The following is a 24,564-nucleotide window of genomic DNA, read 5'->3' on the forward strand; positions in this document are numbered from 1 at the left end:
CGCCGGCAGCGTTTTCCCGCGCTCGTCGCACATCCCCGCACCCCGGGAGACCCCATGCAAATCTTCGTCCAACTGATCTTCAGCGGCATCGCGCTGGGCATGATCTACGCGGTCATCGCGTTTGGTTACCAGCTCACGTTCGCCACCTCCGACACCCTCAACTTCGGGCAGGGCGATGCGCTCATGCTCGGCGCCCTCGTGGGCCTCACGCTGGTGGGGCTGGGCGTGAACTACTGGCTCATGGTGCCGCTGGTGTGCATCTTCGGCGCGCTGCAGGGCGCGGTGGTGGAACGCATCGGCGTGCGTCCGGCGATCAAGATCAAGAGCGAGTTCGGCTGGATCATGTCCACCATCGCGCTGGGCATCATCTTCAAGAACGTGGCCGAAAACGTGTGGGGCCGCGACGACCTGAAATTCCCCAGCCCGCTGCCGGAATCGCCCCTGCACTTCCTGGGCGCCAACGTGCTGCCCATGGAAATCCTGGTGGTGGTGGGTGCGCTGGCCATGATGATGGCGGTGGAGGTGTTCAACCGCCGCTCGATCTACGGCAAGGCGGTGGTCGCCACCTTCAACGACCGTGAAGCGGCCAAGCTCATGGGCATCAACACCGGTCTGGTGATCACGTTCTCTTACGCCCTGTCGTCCATGACGGCGGCGTTTGCGGGCGTGCTGATTGCACCGCTCACCCTCACCGGCGCCACCATGGGCGCGGTGCTGGGCCTCAAGGCGTTTGCGGTGGCCATCATCGGCGGCCTCACCAGCGGCATGGGCATCGTGATCGGCGGCCTCATCCTGGGCATCGCCGAGACCACCACCGGCTTCTACATCTCCACCGGCTACAAGGACGTGCCCGGCCTGGTCCTGCTGCTGGTGGTGCTGGCGTTCAAACCCGCCGGTCTGTTCGGCAAATCCGCCATCAAGAAGGTCTGAGCATGAAACCCCAGCAGTTGCTGATTGCGCTGGCCGGCATCGCGGCCCTCGTTCTGTTCCCCGTCTTCATCCACAACCCGTACTACGTGCACCTGCTCGAGACCATCATGATCTATGCGATCGTGCTGTTCGGGCTGGACATCGTGGTGGGCTACACCGGCCAGGTGTCGCTGGGTCACGCCGGCCTGTTCGGCATCGGCGCCTACACAGCCGGCGTGCTGGTGTTCCAGCTCGCCGCACCCCTGTGGATCACGCTGCCTGCGGCCATCGTGGTCACGGCCGGCTTTGGCGCGCTGCTCGCGCTGCCGGCCTTGCGGGTCACCGGCCCTTACCTGGCCATGGTCACGCTGGCCTTCGGCACCATCATCCAGATCCTCATCAACGAGATGAGCTTCCTCACCGAAGGCCCCATGGGCATCAAGCTGGACAAACCCATGCTGGCCGGCATCAAGCTCGACGAGCGCGGCTTCTACTGGGTGGTCTGCGCCATGCTGGTGCTCTCGCTGATCTTTGTGCACCGCGTGCTGCGCTCGCACCTGGGCCGGGCCTTCGAGGCGCTGCGCGGCAGCCCGGTGGCGTCGGACTGCATGGGTGTCTCGGTCTACCGCTACAAGGTGTACGCCTTCGTGATCAGCGCGGGCCTGGCCGGCCTGGCGGGTTCGCTCTATGCGTATTCAGAGCAGTACATCTCGCCCAACACCTACAACTTCGAGCTCACCGTGCTGTTCCTGCTGGCCGTCATCATGGGCGGACGCAAGACCCGTTCGGGCGCCATGCTGGGCGCGGCCATCGTGGTGCTGCTGCCCAAGCTGCTGGACGACATCGCCATGTTCCGTGGCTTCGCCGTGCTGATGGCCATTCTGGTGGCTGCGGGTGCTGCCGTGGCCATGGCGCGTGGCAAGACCAGCGCACGCCAGGCCGCGGTGCCGGTGCTCGGCACGGTGGCACTGGCCCTGGTGTCTTTCAAACTGGAGACCATGACCGACTGGCGCCTGTCGATCTTCGGCGTGATCACGCTGTTCGTCGTGTATTACCTGCAGGACGGCATCGTGGGCTTCGTGCGCCAGGCGCTCAACCTCAAGTCGCGTCCGACCGACGATGCTGAACCCACGGCAGCGGGCTCCCTGCCGGCGGTGGAAGACGCGCTGACCCAGGCCAAGGACGGGCACGACGAACTGCTGCGAGCTTCCGGCGTACTGATGCAGTTCGGCGGCCTCAAGGCGCTGAACAACGTGGACCTCGTGGTCAAGCGCGGCACCATCCACGGCCTGATCGGCCCCAACGGTTCGGGCAAGAGCACCATGATGAACGTGCTCACCGGCATCTACACGCCCACCGCCGGCGCCGTGGCATTCGCCGGCCAGTCGCTGGTGGGGCGCACCTCGTCGGACATTGCCCTCTCCGGGGTGGCCCGCACCTTCCAGAACGTGCAGCTGTTCGGTGAAATGACCGCGCTTCAGAACGTGATGGTGGGTCTGCACCACACCTTCGACAGCCACCTCGTCGACGTGGCGCTGCACCTGCCGCGCTACCGGCGCGAGAACCGCCACGCCACCGCCCGCGGCATGGCCCTGCTGCGCTTCGTGGGCCTGGACACTCTGTCCGACGAAGAAGCGCGCAACCTGCCCTACGGCAAGCAGCGCCTGCTGGAAATCGCCCGCGCGCTGGCACTCGACCCGCAGTTGCTGCTGCTCGACGAACCTGCGGCCGGCCTCACCGCGCCCGACATCAAGGAACTGGTGGCGATCATCCGCAAGATCCGCGAGCACGGTGTCACCGTGATCCTGATCGAGCACCACATGGATGTGGTCATGAGCATGTGCGACACCGTGTCGGTGCTGGACTTCGGCCAGAAGATCGCCGAGGGCGAACCCGCCGCCGTGCAAGCCAACCCGAAGGTGATCGAAGCCTATCTGGGCGGCGAAGCCGTCGCTCTCTCCTGAACCGTACCAGGAACACATCATGCTGAAGATCGACAAACTCTCCGCTGGCTACGGCAAGGTCCAGGTGCTGCACGGGATTTCCATCGAGGTCCCGCGCGGCAAGGTCGTGACCCTGATCGGCTCCAACGGCGCCGGCAAGACCACCACCATGCGCGCCATCAGCGGCATGATCGCGCCCACCGCCGGCACCATCACACTCAACGGCAAACGCATCGACGGCATGGAGCCCTACCAGGTGGCCAAGCTGGGCCTGGCGCATTCGCCCGAGGGTCGCCGTGTATTTGCCACCATGACGGTGGCCGACAACCTCACGCTGGGCGCCTTCCCGCGCCTCACCGGCAGCCGACCCCGGGGCGATGTGCCCGCAGACCTTGAGCGCGCAATGGAACTCTTCCCCCGCCTCAAAGAGCGGCGCACGCAGCTGGCAGGCACCCTGTCTGGTGGTGAACAACAGATGCTGGCCATGGCGCGCGCGGTGATGCTCAACCCCGACGTGATCCTGCTGGACGAGCCTTCGATGGGGCTGGCACCGATCCTGGTGGACGAGGTGTTCCGCATCATCGAACGGCTCAAGGGCCAGGGTGTGACCATGCTGCTGGTGGAGCAGTTTGCCGCTGCGGCGCTGGCCGTGGCCGACCACGGCTATGTGCTGGAGAACGGCGTGATCTCGGTGCACGGTCCGGCCGAGCGCCTGCGCGACGATCCGGCCGTGCGCGCGGCCTACCTCGGCGGCTCGCACTGAAGCGGGGCGCCGCACCCGGCGCCGCCGCTTCAAACCGGGTAGATCAGCGAGTTCAGCACCATCTCGCTGTCGTACACACAAGTGCGGCTCTGCAACTTCAAACCTTCGTCCGTGTGCACAAACGCATCGATGTAGCGGCCCACGTTGTAGACCTCGCTCACGCCACCGGGCTTGGTGCGGAACACCGCGTAATGGGCCTCTGCGCGGATCGGGTCGTCGGCCGTGCCCGCTCCCGCGTGCGTGACGCGCGCCGGGCTCACCACGTGGCGGGTGTAGTAAGGCCCGTGGTAGATGGTCTGGCTGGTGCCGTAGATGCGGTCGCGCAGCATGCCCTGGCTTTCCAGCGCGAGCAGGGCCAGCGGCAGGCCACGATCGAAGTTCTCACGCGCCTGCACCTTGTAGCGCGCGTCTTCCACAAAGCACTCGGGCCATTCGGTGAAACGGCGGTCGTCCAGCGTGGCCGCGTAGGCCGCGTTGAAGCGGTCCACCGCGTGGTGCAGCAGCAGGCTGTGCAGGTCCTGGTCCATCACTTGCATCTCATTCCCCCATGGCCTTGCGCCAGTAGGCGTACATCGACCGGATCAGCGTTTCTGTGACCATGTGCTCGGTGGGCGGCTGGCCCACGCCGTCACCCCGGCCACCAAGCTCCACCAGCGTGGTGCCGTCTTCGCCGCCTTGTTTGAAACCGTCCTGGCTGAACTCGATCACCTCGCCATCGTCGGCACTCACGAAGCCGGCCGGGCCGAACAGGTTGGCCTGGCGCAAGCGGCGTTGCGTCATCTCCTCAGAATCGTCGGCGAAGCCGAAGTGCGTCCACACAAAATCAAACTCTCCCGCGCCGCGCGGCACGATGTGGCGGGTGGAGAGCGAGTTCACCTGCTGCTGGATGATGAGGCTGGGGAACAGCGTGACCATGGTCACCGTGGGGGTGATGGTGGTGCCCGGGTTCGAGGGGTCGTCCACCGTCCACCAGGCTTCGGGCACCACGTCGAGCAGGCGGTTGTCCTGCAGCGTCATGTCGGCCTTGAAGCTGGTCACGCCCTCGGTCACGCTCTTGTTGGCGCCGCCATCCGCTACCGAAGGGGCATTCGGATTTCGGCGCGAGATCATCACCGCGTGCCGACCGTGTTCGTCCATCACCATGCGGCTTTTCTGGTCGGCGCGCCACAGGCCGAAGGTGACGAACCAGGTGTGCAGCAGGCCCGGGTGGTAAGGGTCCTTGATGTTCTCCATCATCAATTTCCAGTTGCCTGGAATGCGCTGGCGGTTGTAGCCCAGCAGCTTGAGCTCGCGGCCCTTGAAGATGCGATCGAGCCAGGGCATGACCGCCGGGCCGATGTACTGCTCGAAGGGTTCGGCATCCATGCTGAAGGTGGCGAACACCAGGCCGTGCAGCACGGCCACGCGCAGTTTGGTCAGGCCGTTCTGGCTGAGATCGAAGTCGGCGGGCATGCCACCGTTGGTGCACTCGCCTTCCTTCACGCCATCCTTGAACGGCAGGCCGGCGAGGTCGCCGTTGAGCTTGTAGGTCCACTGGTGGTAGGGGCACACGAAGCTGCGCGCATTGCCGATCTTGCCGTCCATGGGCGGCTGGCAGAAGCGAACGCCACGGTGCGCGCAGCGGTTCTCGACCACGCGGATGCCGGGGTCGGTGGCGCGCTCCCTGGGCGCCACGCGGTCGCGCACCATGATGACCTGGCGCTCACCCACCCAGCTGAGTTTGTAGTCGCCGGTGTTGGGGATTTCGATGGCCAGGCCGATGTAGGACCAATGCGCTCCGTAGAAGAGGCGCTCCAGCTCACGTTGGTACAGGTCGGGGTCGGTGTAGGCCCAGAAGGGGATGCGGCTGGTGCCGCGGTCGTGCCAGCGCACGAGGGCTTGCGGTGCGTTCATGTCTCCTCACGCTTTGGTGTGTGAAGATAAATGATAAGCCTACTGATCAATTGTTGTGATGCCGGTGGTCGGGGAGTTTTCTCCGGCTGCTCCGGTCGTCAAGGGTCACACCAACGTCACTTCAGGCCTGCAAGGTGCAGGCCTTCAACGCAACGAAGACAAAAACTCAGCCAGCGTCCCGCAGAGACTGCCGCCGAGCCCGCCAGGCCCCGAAGATCGCAATCAACCCGGGAATGAAGATCATGGCCCAGATGATCTTGCTCAGATTGGTCTGCACCCACGGCAGGTTGCCAAAGAAGTAACCCGCGCCCACCAGCCCCACCACCCAGATCAGCGCACCGACCACGTTGAACGCGGTGAACTTGGTGCGCGTCATCTCGGCCACACCCGCCACAAACGGCGCGAAGGTGCGAATGAAGGGCATGAAGCGCGCCAGGATGATGGTGATGCCGCCATAACGCTCGTAAAACGCATGGGCCTGGTTGAAGGCATTGCGGTTGAACAGCCTGGAGTTTTCCCACTGAAACACCTTCGGTCCGAAATAGCGGCCGATCGAATAGTTGACCTGGTCACCCAGCACCGCCGCCAACACCAGCAGCCCCATGGCCAATGGCAGGCTCATCAACCCCGCGCCGCACAGCGTACCCACCACGAACAGCAACGAATCGCCCGGCAGGAACGGCATGACCACCACGCCGGTCTCGGTGAAGATGATGAGAAACAACAAGGCATACACCCAGGCGCCGTAGTTCTGCACAAAGGTCTGCAGGTGCTGGTCCACGTGCAGGATGAAGTCGATGAGAAAGGCGATGATTTCCATGGAGGCGGATTATCCCTGCCCCCTACAATTTGCCTGTGACAACCCCACCCAGCATCCTCCAGCCGCCCCGCCGGCCCATCCGCGAACTCCCCGACGAACTCATCAGCCAGATTGCGGCCGGCGAGGTGGTCGAGCGGCCGGCCTCCGTGGTGCGTGAACTGGTGGACAACGCGCTGGATGCCGGCGCCACGCAAATCACACTGCGTCTGCAGGCCGGTGGCGTGCGGCTCATCAGCGTGGAAGACAACGGCAGCGGCATCCTGCGCAGCGAACTGCCCAACGCACTCAAACGCCACGCCACCAGCAAGATTGCCAGCCTGTCCGATCTGGAGTCGGTGGGCACCATGGGTTTTCGCGGCGAGGCACTGGCCGCCATCTGCTCCATCGCCGAAGTCTCGCTGCTCACGCGCGTGGACACGGACGAGGAGCCCCACGGCTGGTTGCTGGATGGGCGCAGCGGCGAACTGCAGGCAGCAGCGCGCGCGCCCGGCACCACGGTGGAGGTGCGCGAGCTGTTCTTTGCCACGCCGGCACGGCGCAAGTTTCTGAAGACCGACGCGACCGAGCTGGCCCACTGCATTGAAGCCGTGCGCCGCCACGCACTGGCGCGGCCCGAAGTGGGCTTTGCGATCTGGCACGAGGGCAAGCTGGTGGCGCAGTGGCGCGCGGTGGCCGCAAATGGCATGGAGGCGCTGCGCCAACGCCTGGCCGATGTGCTGGGCGAAGACTTTGTGGAGCAGGCGGTTGCGTTGAACTGGCCACTGGATGCTGCCGATGACGCTGGTACGCAGCGCCTGCGCGTGTGGGGCTTCGCGGGTGTGCCCGACGCCGCACGCTCGCGCGCCGACTGGCAGTTCGCCTATGTGAATGGCCGCTACGTGCGCGACAAGACCATCACCCACGCTGCGCGAAGCGCCTATGAAGACGTGCTGCACGGCCACCGCCAGCCGGTGTATGCGCTGTTCGTCTCCATCGACCCGGCACGGGTGGACGTGAACGTGCACCCGACCAAGATCGAGGTGCGGTTTCGCGATGGGCGCGAGGTACACCAGGGCGTGCGGCACGCGGTGGAGGCAGCGCTGGCGGTGCCGCGCTCAGGAACAGCGCCTGAGCCGACGAACGTGGCGCCAGCCCAGGCGTGGACACCGCCACCGCGTCAAGCGCCGTTCTCGTTTGCGCCGCGTGAGCCGGAAGTGGGGCATCGGGTGAGTGATGTGGCGGCGTTGTGGGGCTACGGTGCTGGCGGGGCTTCGACAGGCTCAGCCCGAACGGAAGTGAGCTCAGATCGAACGGAGGTGAGCTCAGCCCGAGCCGTGCAGGGTGAAGTGGACGTGATGGTTTCCGTTCGGGCTGAGCCTGTAGAAGCCCTCGCCAACCACCCCCTGCCCTCTGGCGACTGGCCGCTCGGCCGGGCCATCGCCCAGCTGCAAGGCGTCTACATCCTGGCCGAGAACACCCAGGGTCTGGTGGTGGTCGACATGCACGCCGCGCACGAGCGCATCGTCTACGAACGGCTCAAGCAGCAACTCGACGACCAGCAGGTGGCCAGCCAGCCGCTGCTGATCCCGGCCACCTTTGCCGCCACGCCCGACGAGGTGGCCACCGTCGAAGAGTGCACCGAGGTGCTCAAGACACTGGGCCTGGAGATCACCGCGCTCTCACCCAAGACACTGGCGGTGCGCGCCGTGCCCACCACGCTCGCGCAGGGCGACCCGGTGGAACTCGCGCGCAGCGTGCTCGCCGAACTGGGCCAGCATGACGCGAGCACCGTGGTGCAGCGCGCCCGCAACGAGCTGCTGGCCACCATGGCCTGCCATGGCGCGGTGCGCGCCAACCGGCGCCTCACCCTGGACGAGATGAACGCCCTGCTGCGCCAGATGGAAGTCACCGAGCGCTCCGACCAGTGCAACCACGGCCGCCCGACCTGGCGCCAGGTAGGCATGAAAGAGCTGGACGCGCTGTTCCTGCGCGGTCGCTGAGCCGGCCTGCCCGGGCCTTTGGTCGGGAATTCGGCGAGAAATCCCGCCACCGGCCATGATGGCGTGGCTCGCTGGCACGCAACGTGCACACGGCGAACGCTGAACTTTTTCCCCTGCGAGTCGCTCCATCCCTGTCATGAAACGCCTGATCGCCCTTCTGCTGGCCACGCTGGCACTGCTTGCCGGTTGCGCCACGCTCGACGAACAGCAGCGCACCTGGATCTTCCAGCCCTCTGACCGCAGCTGGGCCGGCGGCACGCAAGCGGCCGAGAGCATGGAGGACGTGTGGATCGACTTCACGTCCGAGGTCACCGCCAAACCCGTCAAGCTGCACGGGCTGTGGGCACAGAACGAGAACTTCACCACGCACGCCAACGCACCGGTGCTGCTCTACCTGCACGGCGCGCGCTTCAATGTGACCGGCTCGGCCTTCCGCGCCCAGCGCATGCAGGAGCTGGGGTTCTCGGTGCTGGCCATCGACTACCGCGGCTTCGGCAAGAGCACCAACGAACTGCCCTCGGAGGCCAAGGCCTATGAAGACGCCCGCGCCGCCTGGGAGTGGCTGGGCGAAAAATACCCGGGCCGCCCGCGCTACATCTTTGGCCACTCGCTGGGCGGCGCCATCGCCATCGAACTGGCGGCGCAGGTGAAGGACGAAGCCGGCACGGTGGTCGAAGGCACCTTCACCTCCATCCCCGACGTGGTGAGCACCTTCAAGTGGGGCTGGTTGCCGGTGTCGCTGTTGATCACCCAGCGTTTTGAAGCGGTGAAGCGCGTGCCCGACATCGGCGCGCCGCTGCTCGTGGTGCACGGCGGTGAAGACCGCCTGATCCAGCCCGAGCTGGGGCGCAAGCTGTTTGAGGCAGCCATCGTGCGCAAGGCCTTCGTGCTGGTCGAGGGTGGATCGCACCACAACACCAACTCGGTCGGGCAGGCGCAGTACCGCACCGCGCTGGCCGCGCTGTTCGGCCTCGACGACTCGCTGCGCGTCGTCAAGCGCTGAGTCCGGCGGTGCGGCAGGGGGGCTTCTGCTACCCTCGACCGGATGCCCGCCACGCCCTCTCCACCCGCCATGAAGCCCGGTTTCGTGGTGCTCACGCTCTCGCTCCTGCTGGGTCTGCAGCCCATCGCCACCGACCTGTATCTGCCCGCGCTGCCCGCCCTCACCGCCGGCTTCGGCGCGGCCATGCAGCAGGCACAACTCACGCTCACCGCGCTGCTGCTGGCGTTCGGCGTGTCGCAGATGTTCTGGGGTCCGCTGTCGGACCGCTTTGGCCGTCGGCCCATCCTGCTGACCGGGCTGAGCGCCTTCGTGGTGGCGTCGGTGGGCAGCACCTGGGCGCCCTCGATCGAACAGCTCATCGTGTGGCGGGCCGTGCAGGGCGCTGCCATGGGTGCGGGCGTGATGTGCGCGCGCGCCATCGTGCGGGACCTGTACCCGCCCACCGAAGGCGCTCGCATGATGTCCAAGGGGCTGACCGGCCTGGGCGTGATCGCCTGCGCCAGCGCACCGCTGGGTGGCTTGTTGTCCGACCTGCTGGGCTGGCGCCTCTCGTTGATGGCGGTGGCGGTGTTCGGTGCCGTCGCGCTGGGCGTGGTCGCCTGGCGGTTCGAGGAATCGCTGGCGGCCAGAAACCCCCGCGCCCTGCAACCCGGCATGCTGTTGGGCACCTGGGTGAAGATCGCGCGCCACCCCACCTTCTGGGCATTTGCGTTGCTGTCGGCCACCTCGTACTGCGGCCTGTTCACATTCCTGGCCGCCTCGCCATTCGTGTTCATCCAGGTGCTCGGCATGTCCAAGACGGGCTATGGCCTGATGATGATGACGATGTCGTTGAGCTACATCGTGGGCACCTTCGTCTGCCGCCGCCTGCTGCTGGCGCTGGGCGTGCGGCGCACGGTGGCCGTGGCTGCGGCATTCACGCTGGTGGGCGGCACCGGCATGGGGGTGCTTGCGTGGGTGGGCGTGCAGAGTGCGTGGGCCGTCATGCTGCCCTTCTACCTGTTCATGATGGGCCACGGCGTGCACCAGCCCTGCGGCCAGAGCGGCGCCGTGGGACCGTTTCCGCAGGCCGCCGGCGCGGCTTCGGCGCTGGCCGGTTTCATCATGATGATCGCGGCGTTCCTGGTCGGCGGCTGGCTGGGCCAGAGCCTGTCGGCCATGCCGGCGGGCGGCGGCACGGTGCTGCCGCTCACCAACGGCATCTGGTTCTGGAGCGTGCTGATCGCGCTGACCGCGTGGACACTGGTGCAGCGCTTTGGCGAGACCCGGCCCGCGCCCGAGCGCGCGGAACCCGGTGCCGTGGCGCAAGGCTGACCCGGCCCATGCCACACGTGTCCTGCATCGGCCTGGCCGGCCCCACCGCCAGCGGCAAGAGCGCGGCTTCGCTGGCGATTGCGCAACGCTGGCCGGCGGAGATCATCAGCGTCGACTCGGCGCTGGTCTACCGCGGCATGGACATCGGCACCGCCAAGCCCACCGCGGCCGAACTCGCGCAGGTGCCGCACCACCTGATCGACATCCTCGACCCACTGCAGAACTACAGCGCCGCCGACTTCGTGCGCGACACCACACGCCTGGTGGACGAGATCAACCAGCGCGGGCGCACTGCGCTGCTGGTGGGCGGCACCATGCTGTACTTCAAGGCGCTGCTGGTGGGCCTGGACGACATGCCACCAGCGGACACCGCCGTGCGCGAACGCATCGATGCGCGCGCGGCGGTGCTGGGCTGGCCCGCACTGCACGCCGAACTCGCGCGCTTGGACCCGATGACCGCTGCGCGCCTGCCGCCCAACGACTCGCAGCGCATCCAGCGCGCCCTGGAAGTGTTCGAGGTCTCGGGCCGGCCGCTCTCCAGCTTCCAGACCGGGCGCACGCACAACCCCGACAGCCCGCTCGCGCCCGAGCACCTGATCTCGCTGGAGCCACACGACCGGGCCTGGCTGCATGCGCGCATCGCGCAGCGCTTCGACGCCATGCTGGCCGATGGCTTCATGATGGAAGTGAAACGCTTGCGCGCGCGCGGCGACCTGAGCACCGACCTGCCCTCCATGCGCTGCGTGGGCTACCGGCAGGCCTGGGAGCTGCTGGAGGCGCACGGCGACACGCCGAGTGCCGCGCAACTGGCCGACATGCGCGAACTCGGCATCGCCGCCACGCGCCAGCTGGCCAAGCGCCAGCTCACCTGGCTGCGTTCCATGCCGCAGCGCCAGGTCATTGCCTGCGACGCGCCCGACGCGCTGGTGCGCGTGCTCGAATCGGTGCAAGCCCTGTTGGGCGGATCCATCTGATTTGCATGTCACTCGTCGTTGAACACCTCGCCAAGCGCTACGGCAGCACCACCGTCTTCAGCGGCGTGAACCTCACCGTGGCGCCGGGCGAGTTCATCGCCATCGTGGGCGAATCGGGTGTGGGCAAATCGAGTCTGCTCAACTGCCTGGCCGCGCTGGACGACTGGAGCGAAGGCCGCATCACACACGCCGGTGTGGACCTCGGGACCCTGACCGACACGCAGCGCGCGCACTGGCGCCGCGAACACCTGGGCTTCGTGTTCCAGGCCTTTCATGTGCTGCCGCACCTGGACGTGGCCCAGAACGTGGGCCTGCCCCTGCTGCTGCTGGGTCGCCCCGATGGCGCGCGGGTGCAAGCCATGCTGGACGCCGTGGGCCTGGGCGAGCTGGGTGCGCGCCTGCCGGCCGAGCTTTCGGGGGGCCAGTTGCAGCGCGTGGCGATTGCCCGCGCGCTGGTGCACCGCCCCGGCCTGCTGCTGGCCGACGAGCCCACCGGCAACCTGGACCCGAGCACCGCAGCTCAGGTGATGGCGGTGCTGGAGCAACAGGCCCGTGAGAGCGGCGCGGCGTTGGTGCTGGTCACGCATTCACAAGCGGCTGCCGCGCGTGCGCAGCGCGTGCTGAACCTCACCGCGAGCGGACTGCACCCGGCCTGAGCCGCCAGGTCCTCAGACCTTGAGGATGACGTCGTGGTCGGGCGCGAAGCAGGTGTGCAGCGGCAGCAGCGCGCCGCCGAGTGCCCGCGCATCCGAGCCGATGCTGCCCAGCTCCAGGCGCGGGCGGTGCAGGCCCTCCCAGCTGTAGGCCGCCAGCGCCGCGCGCGTGCGTTCGCACAGTGCGCGCAGCAGCTCGGGTGCGATCGCCCCGTCCATCACCACCGCCTCCACATCGAGAAACGCGGTGCCCGAGACCACGCACTGCGCCAGCGCGGGCGCTGCGCGCTCGATCCACTCCTCGCTGTAGGGCAACCAGGGCGCCTGCAGGGCCCGTGCGTCGTAGGCAGCCATCGGGTCCAGGCCGTGCTGGCGAAAGCGCTGCTCCAGATCCCACAGAGAGGCCTCGCTGATGAGCTGCGGCGCCAGTTCACCGCCCTGCGCCACGCGCAGGGGCAACGAGGCCACCGCGCCCGCGTTGCCGTGGAGGCCGCGGTGCAGGTGCGAGTCGAGCACCAGACCTCCGCCGACAAAGGTATCCATGAACAGGTAGAGAAAACTGCGGATGTCGCGCCCACGGCCCTGCAGCAATTCGGCCACGCAGGCGGCCGAGGTGTCCTTGGCAAAACTCACCGGCAGATCGGTGAGCTTCTGCACTTCAGCCCCCAGGTCGATCTGGTTCCAGGCCTGCGACTGCTCGGCCGTCAGGCCCAGCATGCGGTGCCAGCCGCCCAGCTGAAATGGTGCCGCCACACCCACGCCGACCACGCGGTCGCTCAAGGGGCCCAGCTTCTTCAACAGGCGGTTGAGGTTGGTCTTGATCGCGGGCAGCAGCACCGGGATGTCGGGGAAGGCGTAGTCGAGCACGAGGCGCTCGCGCACCTGGCCGGTGAAGTCGACCAGCAACCAGTCGGTGCTGCGCCGCCCGATCTTGATGCCGATGGCAAACGCGCCGTCGGGGTGCAGGCCCAGGGGCACCGAGGGCTGGCCCACGCGCCCGCGCACCGGCGCTTCGCGGCGCAGCAGCTGGTCTTCGTCGAGCCGCGCGGTGATCAGGCCGATGGTCTGGGCGGTGAGGCCGGTCAGGCGCGCGATGTCGGCCTTGGCCAGGCTGCCGTGCACACGCAGCACCTGCAGCACCACCCGCTCGTTGAACTGGCGCATGCCCATCTGGTTGGAGCCGCGCGGACGCAGGCGGGGCTGATCGCCCGGATCGACGTCGGGAAGGGTTTCGGTGGCGGCGTCGTTGTTCACTGCGGTGGGTCGGGTGTCGGGTTCAGATGCGCAAAGTGTCGCTGATGACGCCCTTGCGCAGAATGAAGTTGCCCCAGGGCTGCAGCTCGCCGGTGACCACGATGGCGTAAGCCTTCTTCACGCGCTCGTAGAAGGCAAAACGCTCCACCGCTTCGGCCTGGCCCTCCCTCAAGCCTTCGGCGGCCAGCACGGCGAGCGTCTCGCGCTGCACGGCCGAGCGGTACGGCGCCTCGGTGCCACCCACCTGCATGTAGGCCACCGGGTGGGGCACGTCGGCCGCCAGCGGCAGCACGCTGGCCACGGCCTGCACGGTGCGCGCCATGCCCACGCCGGGCAGGCGCAGCACGGTCTTGCCTGCACCCAGGCTCATGGCGGTGAAGTTCGCGTCGGCCAGCACCAGCGCGTCGTCGTGGCCCATCTCGGCCAGCAGCTTCAGCAACTCGGGGCTGAGCAGGGGGTCGATACCTTTGAGCATGTCAGGCCAGTGCCTCGGCGGGCAGCTCTTCGGCCAGCTTGGCACCGGTCATCACGGCCACGGTGTCGCTCATGCTGATCACCTTGGGGTTGACCACGGCCGCGCGCTTGCCCAGCCGTGCGATGTGGATGCGGTCGGCGATCTCGAACACATGCGGCATGTTGTGGCTGATCAGGATCACGGGCAGGCCCTTGTCGCGCACGCGGCGGATGAGCTCCAGCACCATGTTGCCCTCCTTCACGCCCAGCGCGGCGGTGGGCTCGTCCATGATGACCACGTGCTGCGCGAAGGCCGCGGCGCGCGCCACCGCCACGCACTGGCGCTGACCACCCGAGAGCGTCTCCACCGCCTGCGTCATGGAGCGGATGCCAACCTTGAGGTCGTTCATGCGCGAGATGCTCTCGGCCAGCATCTGCTTCTTGTCCATCATGCGCAGGAAGCGGCCCAGAAAGCCGGCGCGCAGGATCTCGCGCCCGAGGAACAGGTTCTCGGCAATCGTCATGGCGGGCGCCACGGCGAGGTCCTGGTAGACGGTTTCGATGCCGGCTCGGCGCGCATCGATCGGGCTGCGGAAGGTGGTGCGCTGGCCGTCGAGGAATATCTCGCCCTCGTCGGGAATGGTAGCGCCCGACAAGGCCTTGATCAGGCTCGACTTGCCTGCGCCGTTGTCACCGATCACGGCCAGGATCTCACCGGCGCGCAGTTCAAAGTCGGCACCGTCCAGCGCCGTGACCTGACCGTAGCGTTTGACCAGGCCCTTGGCCTGGATCACGAGGGGTGCATTCGGATTCATCAGCGAACTCCTTTGCGGGACATCTGGTCGGTCGCAACCGCGAGGATCACCAGAATGCCGGTGACGAGAATTTGATAGACCGACGACACACCCATGAGCGTGAGGCCGTTGCGGAACACGCCCACGATGAGCGCGCCCACCAGCGTGCCGAGCAGGATGCCGCGCCCGCCAAACAGGCTGGTGCCGCCCAGCACCACGGCGGTGATGGCATCGAGGTTTTCGGTCTGCCCGGCGTTGGGGTCGCCCGCGCCGATGCGCGCCACGCTCAGCATGGACGCGATGCCGTAGAACACGCCGGCAGCCACGTACACGCCCAGCAGCACCTTGTCGGTGGAGATGCCCGTGAGGCGCGTGGCCTCGGGGCTGTTGCCCACCGCGTAAATGTGACGACCGGGCGCGGTCTCGCGCAGTGCCAGCCAGGTCACGAGGTACAGCACCAGCATGAGGATCACGCCGTAGAGCACGTTGGTGCCACCAATGCGGAACGACTGGCCCAGCCAGTTCATGCCCTCGGGGATGTTGGTGATGGTCTGCGAGCCGCTGTAGAGCTGGGTGATGGCAAACGCGATGTTGAGCGTGCCCAGCGTGACGATGAAGGGCGGCAGCTTGGCCTTGGTCACGAGCAGGCCATTGACCAGCCCAAACAGCGCGGTGGCGGCTATGCCCAGGGCAATGGCCACCGGGGCCGAGAGGCCGAAGTCGGCCGCCATCTTGGTCATCACGATGCTGCCCAGCGCCATGATCATTCCGCACGAGAGGTCGATGCCCGCCGTGAGGATGATCAGCGTCTGGCCGATGGCGATGGTGCCGACCACCATCACCTGCTGCAGGATCAGCGAGAAGTTCTGCAGCGTGAGGAAGCGGTCGCTTTGCGTGGCAAAAAACACGCAGGCCAGCAGCAGGGCGATGAAGGGCCCGAGCGTGCCCAGGGGGGGGAGTTTGGCTTTCATGTCCGGGCCCTTTCAATCACTTGTTGCCCCAGCACAGATCCATGCCGGTCTTCACGTCCTTGCTGTCTACGCCGGTCACGGGCTTGGCCGCGATCAGGGTCACGCCGGTGTCGGTGTAGCCGCTGACTTTCTTGCCGCTCTTGGCGTATTCCACGCCTGCGGCCACACCCATGGCGGCCATGCGCAGCGGGTACTGCTGCGAGGTCGCGGCGATCACGCCGGCGCCCACGTCCTTGATGCCGGCGCAACCACCGTCCACCGAGACGATGACCACGTCCTTCTCCTTGCCGGCGGCCTTGAGCGCCTTGTAGGCGCCGGCGGCAGCGGGTTCGTTGATCGTGTAGACCACGTTGATGCCCGGGTTCTTCTGCAGGCAGTTCTCCATGCCGGTCTGGCCCTTGGCAGCGTCGCCGAAGCTGTCGGCCATGCAAACCACCTCGGCCGGCTTGGCCAGGTCGTTGCTCTTGGCGTCGAGCGACTTCAGTCCGTAGCCCTGCAGGAAACCGTTGTGGCGCTGGGCGCCCACCGGGTGGCCGGGGAACAGGTCGAGCGTGGCGATGACAGGGGCCTTGCCGCCGAGCGCTGCCTTGGCGTACTGGCCGATCAGCACGCCGGCCTTGTAGTTGTCGGTGGCGAACAGGCCGTCGACCGCGCTGGCCGGGTCGGTCGGGCTGTCGAGTGCGATCACCATCACGCCCTGGGACTGCGCCCGCTTGATGGCGGGGATGATGGCCTTGGCGTCGCTGGGGGTGAGCAGGATGGTCTTGGCACCGGCGGCAATCATGTTTTCCATGGCGGTCACCTGGCCGGCGTTGTCACCGTCGGTCTTGCCGGCGGCCGAGAGCAGCTTGGCGCCAAGTTTTTTGGCCTCGGCGTCGGCGCCCTCTTTCATCTTCACGAAAAAGGGATTGGAATCGGTCTTGGTGATCAGACCGATGACAGGCTGGGCCTGCGCCAGGGCCGTTGACGCGGCCAGGGCGAGCACAGAAAACACACTGGCGGACGATGCGAAAGTGACTGCGCGGAAGTTCATGTTTGTCTCCTGGGTGGAAGGGATGGCTCTGAGATCACGCCGCCAGACACTTGGGGTTTTCACGAGGTCCGTTGCGGTGTGGTTGGACTATATTTCGAGTCAGGTTAATAAATCAACTGGATTTAGTTATGGTTTTCCCTAGTTCCCCCAACACCCTGGAAGTCGCCACCGCTGGCGAGGCGTTGATCGACCTGATCGAGGAGTCCGACGGGCGCCTGCGCCCCTGCGCGGGTGGCGCCGTCTACAACCTCACCCGCGCGCTCGGCCTGCAGGGCGTGGGCACGCTCTACCTCAATCCGCTCTCGAAAGACCGCTTCGGCCGCCTGCTGGCCGAGGGCATTGCGCAGGCCGGCGTGGTGCTCGCCCGGCCGCAGCCGGTGCACGAACCCACCTCGCTGGCGGTGGTGGGCCTGGACGCCCAGGGCAAGGCCAGCTACAGCTTCTACCGTGAGGGCGTGGCCGACCGCCAGGTGAGCGCCAGCAGCCTGATCAGCGACTGTGCCGCCCGGCCTGGCCTGCGCATCTCCGTCACCGGTTGCCTGGCGCTGGTGGCCGAGGACAGCACCAAATACCTGCCCTGGCTGCAGGCCCAGCGCGCGGCCGGCCAGCTGGTGGTGGTGGACGCGAACCTGCGCCCGGCCATCGTGCCGGACATGGGGATCTACCGCAGCAGCGTGATGGCGGCCCTGCAGCAAGCCCACCTGATCAAGGTGAGCGACGACGACCTCGACACGCTGGGCGTGCGGGGTGCGGACGCGCTCGCCAAGGCCAGCGAACTGCTGGCCGGCACACCCGCGCAATGGCTGGCGCTCACCCTGGGCGCGGGCGGCGCGGTGCTGCTGGCGCGCGACGGCCAAGCCTGGCACAGCACCGAAACGGCCCCGGTGACGGTGGTCGACACCGTGGGCGCGGGCGACTGTTTCCTGGCCGGCCTGCTGGTGGCCTTGTTGCAGCGCCCCGCGCTGCAACGAAGCGTCCACGCCGACGAACTGCGGCTGGACGCTGGCGACGCGCAACACCTGCTGGCGCACGCCGTGGCCAGCGCCAGCCTGTGCGTGATGCAGACCGGCTGCACGCCGCCCAGCCTGCCCGACGTGGTGGCCCGCACCACCGCCCACCCACCGGTTTTTCGCGCGCTCTGACTGGGCGCACGCCGGTTCGGCGGTTAAGGTGATGGCAGCGCCCCGTGGCCCCGCCCGCTGGCGCCGGCATCCTGTACCCGTGATGTAACTTAATTACATTACGATCCAGATTCTGAAGTAACTTTATTAGAGCCATGGTCACCTCAAGCCCCACCGCCACCGCCGCTTCTTCCGCCCCCTCGGGTCCGCTCGACCTGGTGATCTTCGGCGGCGCGGGCGATCTCTCGGTGCGCAAGCTGCTGCCCGCGCTCTACATGGCGCACCTGCACCACAACCTGCCCGAGGCCACGCGCATCCTGGCACTGGGCCGCCAGGACTGGAACCGCGACGCCTTCACCGCCTTCATCGACGACAAGGTGCGCGGCTTCATCGAACCCGAGGCGCTGGAAGAAGCGGCGTGGGCCGCCTTCAAGGACCGACTGGGCTACGTGTGCCTGGACGCCACCCAGCCGGCCGATTTCGCGATGCTCGGCGCCGCCCTGCAAAACGGTTCCGACCGCGTGTACTACCTGGCCACCGCGCCCACGCTGTTCACCGGCATCTGCGCACACCTCGCCAGCGCCAAGCTGATCGACGCCCGCTCGCGCGTGGTGCTGGAGAAACCGCTCGGCCACGACCTGGCCTCGGCACGCCAGATCAACGAGGAAGTCGGCCGCTACTTCAGCGAAGCGCAGACGTTTCGCATCGACCACTACCTGGGCAAGGAGACCGTGCAGAACCTGATGGTGCTGCGCTTTGGCAACACCATTTTCGAGCCACTCTGGCGGAGCCCCTACATCAAGAGCGTGCAGATCACGGTGGCCGAATCGGTGGGCGTGGGCAGCCGCGCCGGCTTCTACGACGGCACCGGCGCGCTGCGCGACATGCTGCAGAACCACCTGCTGCAACTGCTGTGCATCGTGGCCATGGAGCCGCCGGTGTCACTCGACCCCGACGCCGTGCGCGATGAAAAACTCAAGGTGCTGCGCTCGCTGCGCCCGCTCACCGTGGCCGACGTGGCGCGCGACACGGTGCGCGGCCAGTACACCGCGGGCAGCGCCAACGGCGACAAGGCCGTGGGCTACCACCAGGAGGACAACGTGCCGCCCGAGAGCGAGACCGAAACCTTCGTGGCCCTGCGCGCCCACATCAACAACTGGCGCTGGGCCAACGTGCCGATCTTCCTGCGCACCGGCAAGCGCATGGCCGAGCGCCGTTCGGAAATCGTCATCGAGTTCGCCGACCTGCCCTACACCATCTTTCCCGACGCGCCGCGCCAGCCGGTCAACCGCCTGATGATCCGCCTGCAGCCCGAGGAACACGTGCAGCTGCAGATGATGGCCAAAGAGCCCGGCAGCGGCATGCGCCTGCGCCCGGTGAGCCTGAACCTGGACCTCGAATCGGCCTTCAGCGTGCGCCGTGCCGAGGCCTACGAGCGCCTGCTCATGGATGTGATCAAAGGCCGCCTCACGCACTTCATGCGCCGCGACGAACTCGAAGCCGCGTGGACCTGGGTCGAGCCCATCCTGGATGGCTGGAAAAACCTCAATGAAAAACCCAAGGCCTACACCGCGGGCAGCTGGGGTCCGGCGGCCTCGTCGGCCCTGATGGCCCGCGAAGGCTCGGCCTGGGTCGAGGAATCATGAAAGAACACGCCTGCAACTCGGCCGCCGAGCTGGCCTGGCAGCTGGCCGACAGCATCGCCAAGCGCCTGCAGGACGCCATCCAGGTGCGAGGCCACGCGGTGCTGGCGGTCTCGGGCGGCAAGTCACCCATTGCGCTGTTTGAAGCGCTGCGCGTGCTGCCTCTCGACTGGTCTCGCGTGACCGTGTTGCTGGTGGACGAGCGCTGCGTGCCGCACGACCACGCCGAGAGCAACACCGCGCTGGTGCGCCGCCACCTGTTGCAAGACGCGGCCGCGTCCGCCATCTTCGTGCCTTTCTTCGACACGCTTCCGGCCACGCTGGACGACGCCGCGCTCGATGCCCTGGCCGACGCCGCCAACCGCCGCCTGGCCACCCAGCCCTGGCCCATGGACATGGCGGTGCTCGGCATGGGCGAAGACGGCCACACCGCCTCGCTGTTTCCCGGCGCGCCCGGCCTGCGCCAGGCCCTGCACAGCAGCGGTCCGGTGGCCTGGGTGCGCCCGACCACCGCGCCCCACGCCCGCCTCACCCTCACCCTGCCCGCCCTGCTGGCCACGCGCGAACTGGCGCTGTCCATCACCGGCGCCAGCAAGCTGGCCGTGTTCCAGCAAGCCCGCCTGGGCGCCGACGAATCGCTGCCGGTGTCCCTCATCCTCAACCAGCACCAGACGCCCGTGAGCGTGTGGCTGTCCTGAACCGGAATGCATCATGAGCACCCCACTGCACCCGACGCTGCAACGCGTCACCGACCGCATCATTGAACGCAGCGCCACCACGCGCGCCGCCTACCTGGCCTCGATGGCCGCGCAACGCAAAACCGGCACCCAGCGCTCCGGCATGGGCTGCGCCAACATGGCCCACACCACGGCCGCGCTGCCCACCTCCGACAAGCTGAAGATCCACGCCGAGCGCGCGCCCCACATCGGCATCGTCACCGCCTACAACGACATGCTCTCGGCCCACCAGCCGTATGAGACCTACCCGCAGCAGATCCGCGGCATTGCCCACGGGCTGGGTGTCACCGTGCAAGTGGCCGGTGGTGTGCCCGCCATGTGCGACGGCGTCACGCAGGGCGCCGCCGGCATGGAGCTATCGCTGTTCTCGCGCGACGTGATCGCCCTGTCCACCGCCGTGGCGCTCTCGCACAACGTGTTCGACGCAGCGCTCTTCCTGGGCATCTGCGACAAGATCGTGCCCGGCCTCTTCATGGGTGCGCTGCAATTCGGCCACCTCAGCAACGTCTTCGTGCCCGCCGGGCCCATGACCTCGGGCCTCTCCAACGACGCCAAGGCCAAGGTGCGCCAGCAGTACGCACAAGGCCTGGTGGGGCGCGACGCGCTGCTCGAATCGGAAGCGCAGGCCTACCACAGCCCTGGCACCTGCACCTTTTACGGCACCGCCAACAGCAACCAGATGCTGATGGAGATCATGGGCCTGCACCTGCCCGGCGCGTCGTTTGTGAACCCCGGCACACCGCTGCGCGACGCGCTCACCGCCGAGGCCGTGCGTCGCTCCGTGGTCAACACCGGGCGCACTGGCGCGCCCGCCATCTGCATGGCCGACATCGTGACCGAGAAGACCCTGGTCAACGGCATCATCGGCCTGCTGGCCACGGGCGGCTCGACCAACCACACGCTGCACCTGGTGGCCATGGCGCGCGCCGCCGGCGTGCTGGTGGACTGGGACGACTTCGCCGAACTCTCCCACGTGATCCCGCTGCTGGCGCGCGTGTACCCCAACGGCAGCGCCGACGTGAACCACTTCCACGCCGCCGGTGGCATGGGTTTCCTCATGAAAGAACTGCTCGCCGCCGGCCTGCTGCACAACGACGTGTCCACCGTGATGGGCCACGGCCTGCAGGCCTACACGCAGGAGCCCTGGCTCGACGGAGACCAGCTCGCCTGGCGCCCGGTGCCCGCGCAGAGCGGCGACACGGCGGTGGTGCGCCCGGTGGCCGAGCCCTTCAGCGCCGACGGCGGCCTGCGCCTGCTGCAAGGCAACCTGGGCCGCAGCGTGGTGAAGGTCTCGGCGGTGAAGCCCGAGCACCGCGTGGTGCGCGCCCAGGCCGTGGTGGTGAGCGACCAGCAAGACCTGCTGGCCCTGTTCAACGCCGGCCAGCTCGAACGCGACCTGATCGCCGTGGTGCGCTACCAGGGACCGCGCGCCAACGGCATGCCCGAACTGCACAAGCTCACGCCGCCGCTGGCCGTGCTGCAAGACAAAGGCTTCAAGGTGGCGCTGGTCACCGACGGCCGCATGTCCGGCGCTTCGGGCAAGGTGCCCGCAGCCATCCACCTCAGCCCCGAGGCGCTGGCCGGTGGCCCGATCGCGCGCGTGCGCGACGGCGACTGGATCACGCTGGACTGCGAGCGTGGTGTGCTCGAACTGGAAGTGGACGCGGCCACCCTGGCGGCGCGCGAACTGCACCACCCCGACCTCAGCGCCAACCAGCACGGCACCGGCCGCGAGCTGTTCGCCATGTTCCGCCAGCACGCCAGCGTGGCCGAACTGGGCGCCTCACCGCTGTTTGGCTGAACAACAAGGAACCCCATGACCACCACCTGTTTCACCCGCCCCGCTTTCACCTCCCGCGTGGTCCCCGTGATCGTGCTCAACGACGCGGCGCACGCCGTGCCACTGGCCCACGCCCTGCTGGAGGGCGGCATCGACGTGATGGAGATCACCCTGCGCTCCGGCGTGGCCCTGCAGGCCATGGAAGCCGTGGCGCGCGCCGTTCCGCAGATGCACCTGGGTGCCGGTACCGTCACCCGCGTGGCCGAGGTCGCGCAGGTGATCGCCGCTGGCGCCAGCTTCGCCCTGTCGCCCGGCTGCACCGAGGACCTGGTGCACGCGGTGCGCGCTGCCAACCTGCCCTTCATCCCGGGCGTGATGACGCCGAGCGAAGTGATGCGCGCGCGCGACCACGGCTTCACCCTCATGAAACTCTTTCCCGCGTCGCAGGCCGGCGGCCTGGGCATGCTCAAGGCGCTCGGTGCCCCGCTGCCCGACGTGCGCTTCTGCCCCACCGGCGGCGTGAGCGTGGACAACCTGCGCGAGTTCCTCAAGCTGCCCAACGTGGCCATGGCCGGTGGCTCCTGGCTCACACCGGCCGACCTGCTGCGCAACGGTGACTGGGCCGGCATCACGAAGCTGGCGCGCGAGGCCACGGCGATGGCACAACCCGGTTGAGCACAAAAATTCCGTTCGGGCTGAGCTTGTCGAAGCCCTCGCACCCACAACCCGCAAGCCCTTAAACAAGCTCAGGGCGAACGTTGACAGCAGAGCGATCCACATGAAACTGCCCACCACCCTGCCCGCCTGGCCGCAACTGCAAGCCCTCGCCGCCGGCCCCACACCCCACCTGCGCGAGCTGCTGACCGACCCGCACCGCGCCCAGCGCCTGAGCCTGAGTGCCGCCGGTATCACGCTGGACGCCAGCCGCCAGCGCACCACGCCCGCGATCCAGCAGGCCCTGCTGGCGCTGGCCGAGCAGTCCGACCTGGCCGCGCAGCGCGACGCCATGTTCCGCGGCGATGCCATCAATGCCACCGAAGGCCGACCGGTGTTGCACGTGGCGCTGCGCGGCGACCCGTTGCATGCCGGCCCCTGGGGCCCGACCGTGCAGTCCGACGTGCACCGCGAACTGGCCCGGGTGTGCGATTTCGCGCGCGACCTCAACGCAGGCGCCGTGCTCGGCTTTGCGGGCGATGCCATCACCGACGTGGTCAACATCGGCATCGGCGGCTCCGACCTCGGGCCGCGCATGGCCAACGACGCGCTGGCCCATCTTTCCGACCCCGCCGTGCCCGGCACCCGCGTGCACTACGTCTCCAACCCCGACGCCTGGGCGCTGTGGAGCGTGCTGCGCGGGCTCGATGCAAAACGCACCCTCCTCGTGGTCTCCAGCAAAACCTTCACCACGCAGGAAACGCTGACCAACGCCGCCAGTGCGCAGCGCTGGCTGACCGACAACGGCTGCCCCCCGCAAGACCTCTCGAAGCACCTGGTGGCCATCACCGCCAGCCCGGCGCAGGCGGCCAGACTGGGCTACCCGAGCGAGCGCACCTTCCTGTTCTGGGACTGGGTGGGAGGCCGCTACTCGGTGTGGTCGGCGCTGGGTCTGCCGCTGGCGATCGCCATCGGGCCGGAGAACTTCCGCGCCTTCCTGGCCGGCGCCCGCGAGATGGACCAGCACTTCTGCACCGCGCCGCTGGCGCAGAACCTGCCCGTGCAGCTCGCGCTGGCAGGTATCTGGAACCGCAACTTCCTGCAGTTGCCCACCCACCTCATCGTGCCCTATGCCTCGCGGCTGCTGCGCTTCACGCCCTTCGTGCAGCAGATGGACATGGAGTCCAGCGGCAAGCGCACCCACACCGACGGCAACCCCGCCACGGTGGACACCGGCCCCATCGTCTGGGGCGGCCTGGGCATTGACGGCCAGCACGCCTACTTCCAGCTCATCCACCAGGGAATGCACACCGTGCCGGTGGACTTCATCGGTGTGCAGAACGAAGACACACCACTGCCCCTGGCCGCCACGCACCACGGCGTGGTCAACCTCAACCTGCGCGCGCAGGCCCAGGCAATGGCCTGCGGCCGCTCGCTGCAAGACACGCAGGCGGTGCTGGAGAAAGACGGCATGAGCACAGCCGATGCCGCGGCCATGGCCCCGCACCGCAGCTTCGAGGGCAACATCCCCAGCAACGTGCTGTGGCTGGACCGCCTCGACCCGCAACGCCTGGGCGCGCTGATCGCGCTCTACGAACACAAGGTGTTCACACAGGCCGCCATCTGGCGCATCAACGCCTACGACCAGTGGGGCGTGGAGCTGGGCAAGACCATGGCCAAGGCGATGGAACAACGCGCTGTTTGACGCAGATCAAATCTGTGCGCGGCGCAGGCCGCAGGTGATTGAGTTTGCTCAGTGAGCGCCGTGGTCGCTTGCCTAGAGTGGCTGACAGAGGGGCGAAGTCCCTTCTGTTCAACCACCACCCAGGAGCACCACCATGACCCCACGACGCACCGCGCTGCACGCCGCCCT

22 protein-coding genes are annotated in these 24,564 nt (G+C 67.6%); 14 read left to right on the forward strand and 8 right to left on the reverse strand.

Translation table 11 applies throughout. The features are described from left to right. The first annotated feature begins 54 nt into the window (after positions 1-54). From F9Z44_RS14730 to F9Z44_RS14740, 3 genes are read left to right on the forward strand one after another with little or no spacing between them, the layout of a single operon-like run. A complete protein-coding gene (locus F9Z44_RS14730; RefSeq protein ID WP_159607369.1) occupies positions 55-930 on the forward strand; it encodes a branched-chain amino acid ABC transporter permease in 876 nt (291 codons plus the stop codon). Between the two features lie 2 nt (positions 931-932). Further along, positions 933-2,873, forward strand: coding sequence for a branched-chain amino acid ABC transporter ATP-binding protein/permease (locus F9Z44_RS14735; protein WP_159607371.1), 1,941 nt, complete (start codon positions 933-935; stop codon positions 2,871-2,873). Between the two features lie 19 nt (positions 2,874-2,892). Continuing rightward, positions 2,893-3,615: an ABC transporter ATP-binding protein gene (locus tag F9Z44_RS14740; protein ID WP_159607373.1), complete on the forward strand. Its 723-nt coding sequence runs from the start codon at positions 2,893-2,895 to the stop codon at positions 3,613-3,615. A gap of 29 nt (positions 3,616-3,644) precedes the next feature. Here the strand turns inward: F9Z44_RS14740 and F9Z44_RS14745 are convergent, their stop codons facing one another. The 3 genes from F9Z44_RS14745 to F9Z44_RS14755 form a co-directional block, all read right to left on the reverse strand. Then, the gene (locus tag F9Z44_RS14745; protein ID WP_236574149.1) at positions 3,645-4,142 is read right to left on the reverse strand and encodes an aromatic-ring-hydroxylating dioxygenase subunit beta; all 498 of its coding nucleotides are present in this window, start codon (positions 4,140-4,142) and stop codon (positions 3,645-3,647) included. Between the two features lie 10 nt (positions 4,143-4,152). Further along, a complete protein-coding gene (locus F9Z44_RS14750; RefSeq protein ID WP_159607377.1) occupies positions 4,153-5,508 on the reverse strand; it encodes an aromatic ring-hydroxylating dioxygenase subunit alpha in 1,356 nt (451 codons plus the stop codon). Positions 5,509-5,674: 166 nt separating this feature from the next. Further along, entirely contained in the window at positions 5,675-6,328 is a 654-nt protein-coding gene (locus tag F9Z44_RS14755; protein WP_159607379.1) for a DedA family protein, read from the reverse strand. A gap of 35 nt (positions 6,329-6,363) precedes the next feature. Between F9Z44_RS14755 and mutL the strand changes: the two genes are divergently transcribed. The 5 genes from mutL (at position 6,364) to F9Z44_RS14780 (ending at position 12,254) form a co-directional block, all read left to right on the forward strand. Further along, on the forward strand, positions 6,364-8,307 hold the full coding sequence (gene mutL / locus F9Z44_RS14760) for a DNA mismatch repair endonuclease MutL (RefSeq protein ID WP_201449970.1): 1,944 nt from the start codon (positions 6,364-6,366) through the stop codon (positions 8,305-8,307). Between the two features lie 136 nt (positions 8,308-8,443). Continuing rightward, complete coding sequence (locus F9Z44_RS14765; protein ID WP_159607383.1) at positions 8,444-9,310, forward strand: alpha/beta hydrolase; 867 nt, start codon at positions 8,444-8,446, stop codon at positions 9,308-9,310. 69 nt (positions 9,311-9,379) lie between these two features. Then, the gene (locus F9Z44_RS14770; RefSeq protein ID WP_159607385.1) at positions 9,380-10,624 is read left to right on the forward strand and encodes a Bcr/CflA family efflux MFS transporter; all 1,245 of its coding nucleotides are present in this window, start codon (positions 9,380-9,382) and stop codon (positions 10,622-10,624) included. Positions 10,625-10,632: 8 nt separating this feature from the next. Beyond that, positions 10,633-11,598, forward strand: coding sequence for a tRNA (adenosine(37)-N6)-dimethylallyltransferase MiaA (gene miaA, locus F9Z44_RS14775; RefSeq protein ID WP_159607387.1), 966 nt, complete (start codon positions 10,633-10,635; stop codon positions 11,596-11,598). A gap of 5 nt (positions 11,599-11,603) precedes the next feature. After that, positions 11,604-12,254, forward strand: coding sequence for an ABC transporter ATP-binding protein (locus F9Z44_RS14780; RefSeq protein ID WP_159607389.1), 651 nt, complete (start codon positions 11,604-11,606; stop codon positions 12,252-12,254). Between the two features lie 12 nt (positions 12,255-12,266). Here F9Z44_RS14780 and F9Z44_RS14785 read toward each other — a convergent pair whose 3' ends face one another. The 5 genes from F9Z44_RS14785 to F9Z44_RS14805 form a co-directional block, all read right to left on the reverse strand. Continuing rightward, entirely contained in the window at positions 12,267-13,421 is a 1,155-nt protein-coding gene (locus F9Z44_RS14785) for an ROK family transcriptional regulator (protein ID WP_159608748.1), read from the reverse strand. A 106-nt stretch (positions 13,422-13,527) separates the two neighbouring features. After that, complete coding sequence (locus F9Z44_RS14790) at positions 13,528-13,980, reverse strand: RbsD/FucU family protein (protein WP_159607391.1); 453 nt, start codon at positions 13,978-13,980, stop codon at positions 13,528-13,530. A 1-nt stretch (position 13,981) separates the two neighbouring features. Continuing rightward, the gene (locus tag F9Z44_RS14795; protein WP_159607393.1) at positions 13,982-14,773 is read right to left on the reverse strand and encodes an ATP-binding cassette domain-containing protein; all 792 of its coding nucleotides are present in this window, start codon (positions 14,771-14,773) and stop codon (positions 13,982-13,984) included. After that, positions 14,773-15,723 carry an ABC transporter permease gene (locus F9Z44_RS14800; protein WP_159607395.1) on the reverse strand — a complete coding sequence of 317 codons (951 nt, stop codon included), beginning with the start codon at positions 15,721-15,723 and terminating at the stop codon, positions 14,773-14,775. Before F9Z44_RS14800 ends, F9Z44_RS14795 begins: the two co-directional genes overlap by 1 nt. A 16-nt stretch (positions 15,724-15,739) precedes the next feature. Continuing rightward, entirely contained in the window at positions 15,740-16,756 is a 1,017-nt protein-coding gene (locus F9Z44_RS14805; protein WP_159607397.1) for a sugar ABC transporter substrate-binding protein, read from the reverse strand. A gap of 128 nt (positions 16,757-16,884) precedes the next feature. Here F9Z44_RS14805 and F9Z44_RS14810 point away from each other — a divergent pair, with 128 nt between their 5' ends. From F9Z44_RS14810 to pgi, 6 genes are all read left to right on the forward strand, one after another. Further along, positions 16,885-17,898, forward strand: coding sequence for a PfkB family carbohydrate kinase (locus F9Z44_RS14810; RefSeq protein WP_159607399.1), 1,014 nt, complete (start codon positions 16,885-16,887; stop codon positions 17,896-17,898). Positions 17,899-18,032: 134 nt separating this feature from the next. Further along, the gene (zwf, locus tag F9Z44_RS14815) at positions 18,033-19,523 is read left to right on the forward strand and encodes a glucose-6-phosphate dehydrogenase (RefSeq protein ID WP_159607401.1); all 1,491 of its coding nucleotides are present in this window, start codon (positions 18,033-18,035) and stop codon (positions 19,521-19,523) included. Next, positions 19,520-20,218 carry a 6-phosphogluconolactonase gene (gene pgl / locus F9Z44_RS14820; RefSeq protein ID WP_159607403.1) on the forward strand — a complete coding sequence of 233 codons (699 nt, stop codon included), beginning with the start codon at positions 19,520-19,522 and terminating at the stop codon, positions 20,216-20,218. The genes zwf and pgl overlap by 4 nt, the downstream gene beginning before the upstream one ends. A gap of 13 nt (positions 20,219-20,231) precedes the next feature. Continuing rightward, a complete protein-coding gene (gene edd / locus F9Z44_RS14825) occupies positions 20,232-22,058 on the forward strand; it encodes a phosphogluconate dehydratase (RefSeq protein WP_159607405.1) in 1,827 nt (608 codons plus the stop codon). Between the two features lie 15 nt (positions 22,059-22,073). Next, entirely contained in the window at positions 22,074-22,712 is a 639-nt protein-coding gene (eda, locus tag F9Z44_RS14830) for a bifunctional 4-hydroxy-2-oxoglutarate aldolase/2-dehydro-3-deoxy-phosphogluconate aldolase (protein ID WP_159607407.1), read from the forward strand. Positions 22,713-22,815: 103 nt separating this feature from the next. After that, the gene (gene pgi / locus F9Z44_RS14835; protein WP_159607409.1) at positions 22,816-24,396 is read left to right on the forward strand and encodes a glucose-6-phosphate isomerase; all 1,581 of its coding nucleotides are present in this window, start codon (positions 22,816-22,818) and stop codon (positions 24,394-24,396) included. Positions 24,397-24,564 lie beyond the last annotated feature (168 nt).

Origin of the sequence: Hydrogenophaga sp. PBL-H3, from assembly GCF_010104355.1 — a bacterium.
In the GTDB taxonomy this organism is placed as follows: Bacteria; Pseudomonadota; Gammaproteobacteria; order Burkholderiales; family Burkholderiaceae_C; genus Hydrogenophaga.

What these genes read in the sequence shown, in the direction of transcription:
- pgi (WP_159607409.1), top strand. Translation starts at nt 22,816, where the DNA reads ATGAAACTGCCCACCACCCTGCCCGCCTGGCCGCAACTGCAAGCCCTC.
- miaA (WP_159607387.1), top strand. Translation starts at nt 10,633, where the DNA reads ATGCCACACGTGTCCTGCATCGGCCTGGCCGGCCCCACCGCCAGCGGC.
- zwf (WP_159607401.1), top strand. Translation starts at nt 18,033, where the DNA reads ATGGTCACCTCAAGCCCCACCGCCACCGCCGCTTCTTCCGCCCCCTCG.
- F9Z44_RS14795 (WP_159607393.1), bottom strand. Translation starts at nt 14,773, where the DNA reads ATGAATCCGAATGCACCCCTCGTGATCCAGGCCAAGGGCCTGGTCAAA.
- edd (WP_159607405.1), top strand. Translation starts at nt 20,232, where the DNA reads ATGAGCACCCCACTGCACCCGACGCTGCAACGCGTCACCGACCGCATC.
- F9Z44_RS14810 (WP_159607399.1), top strand. Translation starts at nt 16,885, where the DNA reads ATGGTTTTCCCTAGTTCCCCCAACACCCTGGAAGTCGCCACCGCTGGC.
- F9Z44_RS14765 (WP_159607383.1), top strand. Translation starts at nt 8,444, where the DNA reads ATGAAACGCCTGATCGCCCTTCTGCTGGCCACGCTGGCACTGCTTGCC.
- F9Z44_RS14770 (WP_159607385.1), top strand. Translation starts at nt 9,380, where the DNA reads ATGAAGCCCGGTTTCGTGGTGCTCACGCTCTCGCTCCTGCTGGGTCTG.
- eda (WP_159607407.1), top strand. Translation starts at nt 22,074, where the DNA reads ATGACCACCACCTGTTTCACCCGCCCCGCTTTCACCTCCCGCGTGGTC.
- F9Z44_RS14740 (WP_159607373.1), top strand. Translation starts at nt 2,893, where the DNA reads ATGCTGAAGATCGACAAACTCTCCGCTGGCTACGGCAAGGTCCAGGTG.
- F9Z44_RS14755 (WP_159607379.1), bottom strand. Translation starts at nt 6,328, where the DNA reads ATGGAAATCATCGCCTTTCTCATCGACTTCATCCTGCACGTGGACCAG.
- F9Z44_RS14785 (WP_159608748.1), bottom strand. Translation starts at nt 13,421, where the DNA reads ATGGGCATGCGCCAGTTCAACGAGCGGGTGGTGCTGCAGGTGCTGCGT.
- F9Z44_RS14735 (WP_159607371.1), top strand. Translation starts at nt 933, where the DNA reads ATGAAACCCCAGCAGTTGCTGATTGCGCTGGCCGGCATCGCGGCCCTC.
- F9Z44_RS14730 (WP_159607369.1), top strand. Translation starts at nt 55, where the DNA reads ATGCAAATCTTCGTCCAACTGATCTTCAGCGGCATCGCGCTGGGCATG.
- F9Z44_RS14790 (WP_159607391.1), bottom strand. Translation starts at nt 13,980, where the DNA reads ATGCTCAAAGGTATCGACCCCCTGCTCAGCCCCGAGTTGCTGAAGCTG.
- F9Z44_RS14805 (WP_159607397.1), bottom strand. Translation starts at nt 16,756, where the DNA reads ATGAACTTCCGCGCAGTCACTTTCGCATCGTCCGCCAGTGTGTTTTCT.
- pgl (WP_159607403.1), top strand. Translation starts at nt 19,520, where the DNA reads ATGAAAGAACACGCCTGCAACTCGGCCGCCGAGCTGGCCTGGCAGCTG.
- F9Z44_RS14780 (WP_159607389.1), top strand. Translation starts at nt 11,604, where the DNA reads ATGTCACTCGTCGTTGAACACCTCGCCAAGCGCTACGGCAGCACCACC.
- F9Z44_RS14800 (WP_159607395.1), bottom strand. Translation starts at nt 15,723, where the DNA reads ATGAAAGCCAAACTCCCCCCCCTGGGCACGCTCGGGCCCTTCATCGCC.
- F9Z44_RS14745 (WP_236574149.1), bottom strand. Translation starts at nt 4,142, where the DNA reads ATGGACCAGGACCTGCACAGCCTGCTGCTGCACCACGCGGTGGACCGC.
- F9Z44_RS14750 (WP_159607377.1), bottom strand. Translation starts at nt 5,508, where the DNA reads ATGAACGCACCGCAAGCCCTCGTGCGCTGGCACGACCGCGGCACCAGC.